Source organism: Pseudomonas sp. PARCl1 (assembly GCF_947311875.1).
Classification (GTDB): Bacteria; Pseudomonadota; Gammaproteobacteria; order Pseudomonadales; family Pseudomonadaceae; genus Aquipseudomonas; species Aquipseudomonas juntendi.
Genome location: NZ_CAMZMX010000002.1, coordinates 201462 through 213404, shown reverse-complemented (window position 1 = coordinate 213404; position 11943 = coordinate 201462). Strand labels below are relative to the sequence as shown.

At 64.3% G+C, this 11943-nt stretch carries 10 protein-coding genes; 4 read left to right on the top strand and 6 right to left on the bottom strand.

Going from position 1 to position 11943, the window contains the following annotated elements; all coding sequences use genetic code 11:
- Positions 1-179: 179 nt before the first annotated feature.
- On the bottom strand, positions 180-698 hold the full coding sequence (locus QME24_RS02170) for an MgtC/SapB family protein (protein WP_009686678.1): 519 nt from the start codon (positions 696-698) through the stop codon (positions 180-182).
- Between the two features lie 187 nt (positions 699-885).
- On the opposite strand from QME24_RS02170, the gene QME24_RS02165 reads away from it, so the two are divergent.
- The 4 genes from QME24_RS02165 to QME24_RS02150 all read left to right on the top strand — a co-directional run bounded on the left by QME24_RS02165 (position 886) and on the right by QME24_RS02150 (position 6219).
- On the top strand, positions 886-1125 hold the full coding sequence (locus QME24_RS02165) for a DUF3203 family protein (RefSeq protein ID WP_280091105.1): 240 nt from the start codon (positions 886-888) through the stop codon (positions 1123-1125).
- 120 nt (positions 1126-1245) lie between these two features.
- A complete protein-coding gene (gene ccoG / locus QME24_RS02160; protein WP_054904441.1) occupies positions 1246-2649 on the top strand; it encodes a cytochrome c oxidase accessory protein CcoG in 1404 nt (467 codons plus the stop codon).
- Between the two features lie 50 nt (positions 2650-2699).
- Positions 2700-4109 carry a GntR family transcriptional regulator MpaR gene (mapR, locus tag QME24_RS02155; protein WP_280091104.1) on the top strand — a complete coding sequence of 470 codons (1410 nt, stop codon included), beginning with the start codon at positions 2700-2702 and terminating at the stop codon, positions 4107-4109.
- Between the two features lie 58 nt (positions 4110-4167).
- The gene (locus tag QME24_RS02150; protein WP_235767750.1) at positions 4168-6219 is read left to right on the top strand and encodes a PAS domain-containing sensor histidine kinase; all 2052 of its coding nucleotides are present in this window, start codon (positions 4168-4170) and stop codon (positions 6217-6219) included.
- 104 nt (positions 6220-6323) lie between these two features.
- Here QME24_RS02150 and QME24_RS02145 read toward each other — a convergent pair whose 3' ends face one another.
- From QME24_RS02145 to QME24_RS02125, 5 genes are all read right to left on the bottom strand, one after another.
- Positions 6324-7859 (bottom strand): DHA2 family efflux MFS transporter permease subunit, encoded by a 1536-nt coding sequence (locus QME24_RS02145; protein ID WP_009686671.1) that lies wholly within the window; start codon positions 7857-7859, stop codon positions 6324-6326.
- Positions 7856-9049, bottom strand: a complete 1194-nt coding sequence (locus tag QME24_RS02140) for an HlyD family efflux transporter periplasmic adaptor subunit (RefSeq protein WP_009686670.1) — start codon at positions 9047-9049, stop codon at positions 7856-7858. Before QME24_RS02140 ends, QME24_RS02145 begins: the two co-directional genes overlap by 4 nt.
- A gap of 29 nt (positions 9050-9078) precedes the next feature.
- Positions 9079-9552 carry a MarR family transcriptional regulator gene (locus QME24_RS02135; protein ID WP_009686669.1) on the bottom strand — a complete coding sequence of 158 codons (474 nt, stop codon included), beginning with the start codon at positions 9550-9552 and terminating at the stop codon, positions 9079-9081.
- Positions 9553-9713: 161 nt separating this feature from the next.
- Positions 9714-10346, bottom strand: a complete 633-nt coding sequence (locus QME24_RS02130; protein ID WP_082414581.1) for a response regulator — start codon at positions 10344-10346, stop codon at positions 9714-9716.
- A 12-nt stretch (positions 10347-10358) separates the two neighbouring features.
- Positions 10359-11735, bottom strand: a complete 1377-nt coding sequence (locus QME24_RS02125) for a PAS domain S-box protein (RefSeq protein ID WP_232892160.1) — start codon at positions 11733-11735, stop codon at positions 10359-10361.
- Between the last annotated feature and the right edge of the window lie 208 nt (positions 11736-11943).

The window sequence follows — 11943 nt, the reverse complement described above, 5'->3', positions numbered from 1 at the left end:
AGCCAGGTTCGGATCAGCAATGATGAAAGCAGGTCAGCGCTCAAAAAAATACGTTTGCTCTTGACCCCGCATGGGGGTCGCCCGCAACACCAGGACACGCCGACAAAAACAACAACAGGCCAGTCCCAATAATAAAAAAAGAGCAGGCAACAACGCTTTGAGGGGAGCTTCGGCTCCCCTCAGTGCTTCCTGCCCTCTTCCTCCTTCTGTTTATCCTCGTTTTCCCCCTCGAACTTGTCCACCAGCACCGGCATCGTGGCCAGCACCAGCAGGGCCAGCACCGTGCTGATCAGCGCTGTGGCTTCGCGGCCCATGCCAGCGGCCGTACCAATGGCAGCGGTCATCCACAAACCTGCGGCCGTGGTCAGCCCCTTCACATGGCTGGTGTCCTTGCCGTTGCCTTTGAGGATGGTGCCCGCACCCAGAAAGCCGATACCGGCGACGATACCTTGTATCACCCGGCTCAGGGCTTGTGCATCGGCCCCGGCCATGCTCGGTGCCAGCACGAACAGCGCGGCCCCCAGCGACACCAGCATGTGCGTGCGTACGCCCGCCGACTTGCCCCTGTGTTCGCGCTCGAACCCCAGTACTGCACCAAGCACCGCTGCCATCAACAGCCGTAAAAGAATGCGCGTGACCTCACTCGCGTCGGTCACATCGGCGAACTCTGCCTGTATTACCTGCCAGATCAGCTCCATTGCCTGGTTCCCATGCTGAGCATTGTGCTACCTGCCCGGCAGTGCGCAGGGTGTGTCTGCAAGCAGCCGGGCCTGCTGTGTATAGACACTGACCGCCAGCCGCCGTGCAAAGTGCCACTCAGCCCGTTGATGCAACGACCCGGCCCCCCTCGCGGTCCACCCTGTAACCCACCCAGGAGGCCTGACCATGCCCGTTGAAATCGATGAAGCCACCCGCCGTTGCACCTTGACGGGTGAAAACCTGCGTATCGAGTGTGCTGGCCCGGATATCGAAATCATTACCGACGAACAGTTGCGCATGTCGGTGGCGCTGCACGACGACAAACGCGTGCCCATCACCGAAGCCGAGGCCGACGCCTTGACGGTAGCAGGTGCGGTGGATAGCCGCAGGCACCTCAAGGCCAGCGCTCCAGGCTCGGTGGTCTAGGGGCCGGCGACGCCTGCGCGGTATCTGATATGGTTTTTGGTGCAAAATCTGAACCTGTGCTGCTAACAGTTTCGGCGCCATAGTGCTCATGCCTGATCGAGGCATGATGAGCACCCGCCCATGACTGACAGAATTCTTTGCACAGAGATCGACACCACCGCAGCCAGCGTCAAAACGCGCCGCACCGACAGCGGCATTTACACCCGCAGCTTCACCGGGCGGTACCGTAACCTGCGCGTGGGTTTCGCTGGCGCGCTTTTCTTGCTGTTCTTCGGCACCGCCTGGCTCGACTGGAACGGCCGCCAGGCGGTGCTGTGGGACCTGGCCAACAGCAAGTTCCACATCTTTGGCGCGACCTTCTGGCCCCAGGATTTCATTCTGCTGTCGGCGCTGCTGATCATCTGTGCTTTCGGCCTGTTCGCCGCGACCGTTTACGCCGGCCGGGTGTGGTGTGGCTACAGCTGCCCGCAAAGTACCTGGACGTGGCTGTTCATGTGGTGCGAAAAAGTCACCGAGGGCGACCGCAATAAGCGCATCAGGCTGGCCGCCGCCCCCTGGGGCCTGAACAAACTGGCCCGGCGCACGGCCAAGCACTGCCTGTGGCTGGCCATTGGCGTGGCCACAGGGCTGACCTTCGTGGGCTATTTCACCCCGATCCGCTCGCTGGCTGCAGAACTGCTGACCTTGCAATTGGGCGGCGTAGCGTTGTTCTGGGTACTGTTCTTCACCGCGGCCACCTACATCAATGCCGGCCTGCTGCGCGAGGCAGTGTGCCTGCACATGTGCCCGTATGCGCGGTTCCAGAGCGTGATGTTCGACAAGGACACCCTGGCAGTTGCCTACGACCCACGCCGTGGCGAGGCCCGTGGCCCGCGCAGAAAAGGCAGCAATGCTCGCGCCCAAGGTTTGGGCGACTGCATCGACTGTACCCTGTGTGTGCAGGTCTGCCCCACCGGTATCGATATCCGCGACGGTTTGCAGATGGCCTGCATCGGTTGCGCGGCGTGCATCGATGCCTGCGACGGGGTCATGGACAAAATGGGCTATGCCCGCGGGCTGATTGGCTACAAGTCCGAACACAGCCTGCAAGGCGGCTCCACCCACTGGCTGCGGCCACGCCTGCTGGGCTATGCCACTGCGCTGGTGGTCATGCTGGCAGCGCTGGTGCTGGCCTTGCAGCTGCGCCCGATGGTGTCGCTGGACGTGATCAAGGACCGCGGCCTGTTCCGCGAAAACGCCCAGGGCCAGATCGAGAACATCTACCTGCTCAAGGTCATCAACAAGACCGAGCGCACCCAACACTACGTGCTGCGCCTGCAGGATGCCGACGGCTTCACCTTGCAGGGCGACACCGCGCTGGTCATCCCCGCAGGCGAAATGAGCGAACTGCCGGTGTCGGTGGCAATGCTCGCCGAGCGGCCGACCAGCAGTTCGCAGACACTCAGTTTTGTCATCAGCGAACGTGACGACCCCGCCATACGCAGCGTGGCCCACAGCCGCTTCGTCGCACCCATGAACCGCTGATCCCTTACACTGCAACCACCTTGCCTGCCAGGCTTCGACAGAAGGCCAGAATGAAACGCTACGAACGCTTCGCCGACGATATTGCCGAACTGATCCGCTCCGGGGTGCTCGGCCCCGGCCAGCGGGTGCCCTCGGTGCGCTACGCCAGCCAGACGCACGGGGTCAGCCCGTCCACGGTGTTCCAGGCCTATTACCTGCTGGAACGGCGCGGGCTGATCCGCGCCAGGCCACGCTCGGGGTACTTCGTGAACGCCCACGCGCCGCGCCAGTTCAGCGAGCCGCAGCCGCTACAGCCGGCCAGCGAGTCCACCGATGTCGACGTCAGTGCCCTGGTGTTCTCCATCCTCGACTCGATCAAGGACCCCAACACCGTGGCGTTCGGCTCCGCCTTCCCCAGCCCCGAGCTGTTCCCGCTGCAACGCCTGTCACGCTCGCTGGCCAGCGCCAGCCGCAGCATGGACCCGCGCATAGTGGTGACCGACCTGTCACCCGGTAACCCGCAGCTGCGCCGCCAGATCGCGCTGCGCTACATGGTTGGCGGGCTGATGCTGCCCATGGAGGAACTGCTGATCACCAACGGCGCCCTGGAGGCGTTGAACCTGTGCCTGCAGGCGGTCACCCAGCCGGGCGACCTGGTCGCCATCGAAGCGCCCGCGTTCTATGCCTGCCTGCAGGTGCTGGAGCGGCTCAAGCTCAAGGCAGTGGAAATCCCGGTGCACCCGCGCCAGGGCATGGACCTGGACGTGCTCGCGCAAACCCTGGACAAGCACCCGGTCAAAGCCGTGTGGTGCATGACCAACTTCCAGAACCCGGTCGGCGCCAGCATGCCAGAGGCGAACAAGCAGGCGCTGGTACAACTGCTGGCACGGCACCAGGTGCCCCTGATCGAGGACGACGTTTACGCCGAGCTGTACTACGCGCAGCAGGCACCCAAGCCGGCCAAGGCGTTCGACACCCAGGGGCTGGTGATGCACTGCGGCTCGTTCGCCAAGAGCCTGGCCCCTGGCTACCGCATTGGCTGGGTCGCGGCCGGGCGTTACGCGCAGAAAATCGAGCGGCTGAAGTTGATGACGTCCCTGTGTGCATCGATGCCTGCCCAGGCCGCCATCGCCGACTACCTGCAGCACGGCGGCTACGACCGCCACCTGCGCAAACTGCGCTACGCACTGGAAGGCCAACAGGCCAACATGCTCGCCGCTATCGCCCGGTACTTCCCGGCCCAGACGCGGGTCAGCCAGCCCTCCGGGGGTTACTTTCTGTGGCTGGAGCTGCCCGAGCAAATGGACGCGCTCAAACTGTTCCACATGGCCCTGGCCCAAGGCATCAGCATCGCCCCCGGGCCGATCTTTTCGCCCACCCGACGTTTCGGCAACTGCATTCGCCTGAACTACGGCAGCCCCTGGAACGCCGCCGCCGAACAAGCCATGGAAACCCTGGGGCGGATCATTCGGTCATTTTGAAGGCAAATGGCAATCATGGTAACTATAGTAGTGCGATCCATTACCGAGGGAGCTCAGCATGGTTCAGGACGATGCCGCTTCTCGCACACAGGCACTTCACGACAAGGTGCTCGAACTGGAGGCCCAGGTTGCTGAGCTGCAGCTGAAAGCGGCCTGCCAGGATGTTTTGCTCCAGCACATGGAAGAGGGGTTTTGTGTACTGGAGCTGCTGGAGGACGATAACGGGCAGGTCCATGACTACCGCTACATCCTCAGCAATGAGGCCTGCCTTCGTCACACTGCCCATGCCAAGCAGATGGGCCAGACCGCCCGTGAACTGATCCCGAACGAAGTCGATACCTGGCTACCCCGCTTCGCCGAAGTGGCGCGCAGCGGCCGTGCGTTGCAGTTCGAAGAACGGCTGGCCGCGACCGATCGCTGGTTGAGCCTGTCGGTGCACCGGCTGGAGCCTGCCAGCGATAAACGCGTAGCCGTGATCTTTACCGGTATGCCAACCGCGCAAGTCAGCGTGCACCGGCTGCAGGCAATCAATCAGCAACTGGCCGAGCGTGTAGACCAGGCAGACGCAAACAACAAACTGCTGGGGGAATTGGTCGACCACAGCCTGGCCAATGTATTTGCTGCCGACTGCAACCTCAGGCTGCTGGCCATCAATCGCACAGCACAGGAAACGTTCCTGCGCTTGCGCGGGTTCGTCCCCCAGGTCGGCGACCACATTCCGCAGTTGCTGGCGCGCCAGCCCGATATCATGAGCCAGCTGGCACCGGTCTGGCCGCGCATAGTGGCGGGCGAGGCCTTCGTCGACAACATTGCCCTAGGGCCGCCTGAAGCACTGCGGCACTACGAAATCCGCTACAACCCGTTGCGTGATAACCGCTTGATGGTTCAGGGTGGCTACCTGTTCGCCTACGACATCACCGAGCGCATCAACGAACAGCAGCGCCTGCGCAAGATTGAAACTGCCCTGGTCCAGTCGCAGAAGATGGAAGCGGTCGGTCAGTTGACCGGGGGTATTGCCCACGACTTCAACAATTTCCTGGGCAGCATCCTGGCTGCCCTGGAAAGCGCCATTCAACGCCAGGATGAACAGCGCTACCCCGAAGCCGCGCGGTTGCTTGGCGCGGCCCGCCAGGACGCCCAACGGGCCGCGGCGGTGGTACAGCGGCTATTGGCATTTGCCCGCCAACAGGTACTGACGCCCCAGGCGGTGGACGTGCATCAGTTGCTGGCTGGCATGCGCGAACTGCTCATCAACTCGCTGCATGCGGGCATTCATTTCAACGACCAGACCCAGCCGGGTGCGTGGCCGGTTCGCGTCGACCTCTCGCAGCTGGAGAGCTCCTTGCTCAACCTGTGCATCAATGCCCGCGATGCCATGCCCTCCGGCGGCACGCTGTGCATTGGCAGTGCCAACCAGACACTGACCCACGAGCAGGCCCTCAGCCTGGACGTGCCGTGTGGCGACTATGTACGGATCAGCGTCAGCGACTCGGGCATCGGCATGCCAGCCAACGTGATGCAGCGAGCATCGGAACCGTTTTTCACCACCAAGCCGCTTGGCCAGGGTTCTGGGCTGGGGCTGTCAATCGTCTACGGCTTCATCCGGCAATCCAGGGGCCAGCTGCAAATCGACAGTGTGCCGGGTAAAGGAACCTGCATCGATATCTACCTGCCCAGGGACGACACCCAGGTGGCGGCCCCACCGGCGTTGCCCCAACCCCCACCGCCCATGCCTGCCAGAACGGCCAACCTGATCATGCTGGTGGAGAACCAGGAAACCATGCGCCTGGTCATCAGCGAAATTCTGCAGGAGCAAGGCCACGACGTGCATGCATTCGGCGATGGTCAACACGCCGTGGCCGCGCTGCACGGCGGCCTGCAGCCGGACTTGTTGATCACCGATATCGGCCTGCCTGGAGGGCTGGTTGGTCAGCCACTGGGCAACAGCCTGCCGGACACCACGCCGGTGGTGTTCATCACCGGCTATACCAGCGAGCAACCGGAGCTGCCCACAGCACGTCGTTTCGCGGTCCTGCACAAGCCCTTCGAGCTGGCACAGCTCAGCGACCTGGTGGCGCGGATGCTGGCCGGCACGCCGTTGTCACGCTGAGCGGCACGGCTCAGCGCCCGCCGCCCAGGTCGATGAACCTGCCGGTGGCATAAGAGGGAGGCGCAAGTGGCAGCCGACACCGCGTGCCAACCTGCACAACGGCATCAATGCCCCGCCGATGCCGGCCCCGCCTTGGCGGTGAACGGCGGCTTGGCGAACCACACCAACAGGATCAACCCGGCGAACACCCAGGTCATCAGGGTGAAGTAGTCAACCGTGGACATCATGTAGGCCTGCCCGTTGAGTATCTGCTCAAGCTGCGCATAACTCTGCGGGTTGGCCCCGCCCAGCTGTTCGAGGGTATGCCGCGTGGTCGGGTCGAACTGGCTGATGTTCTCGCTCAGGTAAGCATGATGCTGGTCCGCCCGGCGAATCCAGATCCAGGTGGTCAACGACGCCGCAAAGCTGCCGCCCAAGGTCCGCAGGAAGGTGGCCAGCCCCGAGCCGTCGGCGATCTGCTGCGGCGGCAGGTCGGACAGCAGGATGCTCAAGGTCGGCATGAAGAACAACGCGACCCCGATCCCCATGAACAACTGCACCAGTGCCACATGCTGGAAATCCACCTCGCTGGTGAACCCGGCGCGCATGTAGCAGCTGCCCCCGATTGCCAGGAACGCCAGCCCCGCCAGCACGCGCAGGTCGAAGCGGTGCGCGTACTTGCCCACGAACGGTGACATGATCACCGGCAGCAAGCCGATCGGCGCCACCGCCAGGCCCGCCCAGGTGGCGGTGTAGCCCATTTGCGTCTGCAACCACTGCGGCAGGATCAGGTTGATACCGAAGAAGCCGGCATACCCCCCGACCAGCACCAGCGTGCCTACGCGAAAATTGCGGTGCACGAACAGCCGCAGGTTCACCACCGGGTGGCGGTCGGTCAGCTCCCAGATCACGAACACCGCCAGGAACACCACCGATATCAGACTACCGGCGATGATGAACGACGACTCGAACCAGTCCAGGTCGTTACCCTTGTCCAGCACCACCTGCAACGCACCCACGCCAATGATCAGTGTCAGCAGGCCGATGTAGTCCATCGGCTGGCGGCTGGTCACCACCGGCCGGGTGCGCATTTGCTGGCGCACCACTGCAGCAGCGAACAGGCCGATCGGCACGTTGATGAAGAAGATCCATGGCCAGCTGTAGCTGTCGGTGATCCAGCCACCCAAAATCGGCCCGGCAATCGGCGCCACCACCGTGACCATCGCCAGCAGCGCCAGGGCCATCCCCCGTTTCGCCGGCGGGTAGACGGCAATCAGCAGGGTCTGGGTCATGGGATACAGCGGCCCGGCCACCACGCCCTGCAGCACGCGGAAGCCGACCAGCTCCGGCATGGACTGGGCGATACCACACAGGAACGACGCCAGCACGAACAGCAACGTGGCCCAGATGAACAGCTTCACCTCACCAAAACGCCGGCTCAGCCAGCCGGTGAGCGGCAAGGCAATGGCATTGCTCACCGCGAACGACGTGATGACCCAGGTGCCCTGCTCGTAGCTGACGCCCAGGTTGCCGGAGATGGTCGGCAAGGCCACGTTGGCAATGGTGGTGTCGAGCACCTGCATGAACGTGGCCAGCGACAGGCCGATGGTGGTCAGCAGCAGGCTCGGCGGGGTGAACTGCGCTGCGGCGTTATCGCTCATCGCTGCGCCGTCTTGCCAGGGGCGCTGTTTTCGTGAATCAGCTTGGCAATCAGGGTATCGGCTTCGCCCAGCTGGCGGTCATAAACCTCAGTGGTATAGCTGGCCTTCTGCGGCGGTTGCTGGGCAAGGGTCGGGCCGCTCTGGTCGTGCAGGTTGACCTCGACCACGGTGGACAGGCCGATACGCAGCGGGTGGTCCTTGAGTTGCTCGGGGTTCAGGTGAATACGCACGGGCACCCGCTGCACGATCTTGATCCAGTTGCCCGTGGCGTTCTGCGCCGGTAGCAGGGCGAAGGCGCTGCCGGTGCCTGCGCCGAGGCTGTCGACGGTACCGCTGTACGTCACTGCGCTGCCGTAAAGGTCAGCACTGATCTCTACCGGCTGGCCAATCCGCATGTCGCGCAACTGGGTTTCCTTGAAGTTGGCGTCGATCCAAACCTGGTCCAGCGGGATCACCGCCATGGTCGCGGTGCCCGGCTGCAGGCGCTGGCCCAGCTGCACGGTCCGCTTGGCGACATACCCGGTGACCGGCGCCACCAAGGTAGTGCGCGCGTGGTCGAGGTAAGCCTGGCGCAGGTCGGCTGCAGCCGCCATGACCTCAGGGTGCGAAGACACCACAGTGTCGTCGACCAGGGCACTGCTGGTGCTCAGTTGCTGGCGGGCGCTGTTGACCGCGGCCTGGGCCACGCTCAGGTCATCGCGGGCGTGGGACAGCTCCTCGGCAGCGATGGCACCGCTGTCGGCCAGCACCTTGCGCCGGTTGAAGTCCTGCTGCGCCTTGCGCAGTTCGGCCTGGCGGGTCGCCAGCTGGGCCTTGAGCGAGTCGACATTGCTGTACAGTCCGCGCACCTGGCGCACGGTGCGCGCCAGGTTGGCTTCGGCCGACTGCAGGGCCACCTGGCTGTCGGCCGGGTCGAACTGCAGCAGCACCTGGCCGGCATGCACCAGGTCGCCGTCATCGGCGCCAATGCTGGTCACAGTGCCGGTGATCAAGGGGGTGATCTCCACCACGTTGCCGTTGACGTAGGCGTCGTCGGTGCTTTCATACCAGCGGCCGACCAGGCTGTACCAGGCCCAGGTGCCGATGCCGGCAAGCACCAGCAGCAACAGCAGGCCAAGCAGCCAGGCCTTGCGCTTGCGCGACGGCTCGGGCGCTGCGGAGGGTGTCGGGGTGTCTGTGGAAGTGGCCATGACAATACCTTGAAAATTCGTGACAGGGTTCAACGGTCGCCGAAGCGGCGCACCGTCAAGGGGTCGCCGGCATTGAGCAGGACCTTGGCCAACAGGCCTTCCAGGGTCTGCAACTCTTCTGGGGCCAGCACGCCGCACAGTTCGTTCATAGCGGCAGCGCCGATTTCCGGCAGGCGGTCGGCCAGGCGCTGGCCATCGGCCGTCAGCGCCAGGCGCACCTGGCGCCGGTCGTCGGCGCAGCGGTTACGCACGATCAGCTCCTTCTGCTCGAGGCGGTCGAGCATGCGGGTCATCGAACCGCTGTCCAGCCCGAGGTAGCGACACAGTTCGGCCGGCGTATCCACCTGGTACTGGGTGACGATGATCAACACCTTGAACTGGGCGGCGGTCACGCCCTCCGACTCCAGGTGCCAGTCGAGGATGCGGTCCTTGAGGATCGCCGCGCGCCCCAGCAGCATGCCAATGGCGCAGCTCTGGAAGTTTTCGGGGGAAAAATGGGCCATCGATGACCGCTCGGGGAGTTGTGTGAAAATATTACTGCCTAGGCAGTGAATGTCAAAGCTTTGATTAGCTTGCTATGCAAAATTTCATCATTCAGTGCGTTCGGTACCCACGGTCATGGCCTGCGCAAGCCCCGCCCTTGGCCAGGGCGCCACCCGCGTTGCTACTGCCGAGCCCGCAGCCCCAACGCTTCGACCGCCCCGCAGGCTATGGCCATGCCCACCAGCTCTGCCAGGCTGGTCGCCTGGAGCCGCTTCATTACCCGGCCGCGGTAAAGGTCGACGGTTTTCACACTGATGCCCAAGCGTTCGGCGATTTCACGGTTGCTCAGCCCTTGGGCCAACGGCACGAACACGTCACGCTCTCGCGGCGTGAGGCTGTCGATACGCGCCTGCACCTGCGCCAGCGCCTGATCGCCCTGGCGTACCCGCCCCGCGCGCTCCAGTGCGGCCTGCACACTGTCGAGCAGCAACTGATCGTTGTAGGGCTTTTCGATGAAGTCACAGGCACCCGCCTTGAACGCCCGTACCACGATGGGCACGTCGGCATGCCCGCTGACGAACACCACCGGCAGGGCCAGCCCACGCGCGTGCATGGCCTGCTGCACGGCAAGGCCACCGAGCCCCGGCATGCGCACATCCAGGAGCACGCAGGCAGGCCCGTCGTCGACGCACGCCTCCAGAAACGCCTGCCCGGTGGCAAATGGCAACGCCTGCAGGCCTACCGACTGCAGCAACCAGACAGTCGAATCGCGCATTCCCTGGTCGTCATCGACCACATAGACTTTTGCTTGCACCGCAGCTTCCCCTTAGCGCCTGCTGACTACCAGCCGGCAGCACAATACCAGACCACCGTTGTCTCCCACCCGCGCCCACAGGCTGCCGCCGAAGCCTTCGATCAGGCTGCGGCTCATGCTCAACCCCAGGCCCAGGCCATCCGCCTTGCTGGTGGTGAACGGCGTAAAAATTGCGTCCAGGTGTTCAGGCGCGACCCCTGTGCCCTGGTCGGCGACTTCGACCAGCACGCCGTCGCCATCCCGCGTTGCGCCAAGCAGGACATGCGATGGCCGCTCGCCGTGGTGTTCACGGTTGGCCTCTATGGCATTGCGCAGCAAGTTGAGCAGCACCTGCTCCAACAGCACCCGGTCGGCGTACACCGAAGGCAGTTGCGCGCTGACGCGTAGCTCGATCTGCACCTGGTCACGGGCGGCCTCCCAGGCGCACAGGCGCATGGCTTCGCCAGCCACTTCAGCCACGTCCAGCGCCTGCAGGCGCCGCGGCCCCTTGCGCAGGAACGCGCGCAGGCGGCGGATCACTTCGGCGGCATGGGTAGCCTGCTCGCTGATACGCTGCAGGCCCTGCCCCACCCGCTCCAGGGCCTGCGGGTCACGCCCCAGGCTGTGCAGGTAGCGCTGACTGGCGTTGGCATAGTTGACCACGGCAGCCAGCGGCTGGTTGAGCTCGTGGGCAATGCCTGAAGCCAGTTCACCCAGGGTGGCCAGCCGCGCGCTGTGCGCCAGGTTCTCCTGGGCTTCGATTCGCAAGGTGATGTCGCGAGACACGCTGACCACCTCCACCACCGCGCCCGTGTAGGTTTCGCGGATCGCCCGGCTGGCGATCTCGAACCAACGGTAGCCCCCGCTGGCCTGGCGCACCCGGCAGGTCATGGTGTGGTAGCCGTCCTGGTCCAGTGCAGCGGCGGCCTGGCGCAGCACCTGGCGGCGCTCACGCGGGTGCAGCAGGCCATGCACCAGCCTGCCACGCAGTTGCTCAGGCCAAAGGCCCAACAGACGATGGGCGGCCGGTGAGGCATCGAGAAAACGGCCATCGGGGCTGTGCCGCGAAATCAGGTCGGTGGTGTTCTCGATGATCAACCGGTACAGGCGCCTGGCGCGGCTGGCTTCGCGTGCGCCCTGGCGCTCTTCGCTGGCGTCACGGCAGCGGCCCAGCACCTGCTGGCCCTGGTCGTCCGGCATGAATGTCCAGAGCACGGTGCGCGCGCCGACCTGTACCTCCACGTCGCTGATTGCGCGGTGCTGGCGCAGGCAGGCGCGGACCAGCGCCGCATAGTTGGCCGGCAGCCAAGCAAGCAACGTAGGCCCCTCGGCAACCCAGGCCTGCAAGGCCGGGTTCAGCGCCACCACGCTGGCATCGGCGGCCAGCAGCAGGCTCGGTTGTGGGTCCATGGCCAGCAAGCAGGCGGCAGGTTGATCCACGTTGAAGGGCTCCTATCTAGTATTTCTACTATATTGCTATGGTCGATATTCCTATTACCATAGCCATTCGCGTAAAAATGCGACAGAGGGAGCGCCCCACCGTGCGCCTCCCTGTGCACCCTGAACAGAGCTAACAATCAGCCACCGGGGGCCAGGCAGCAGCCGCTGCGCCTGCCTC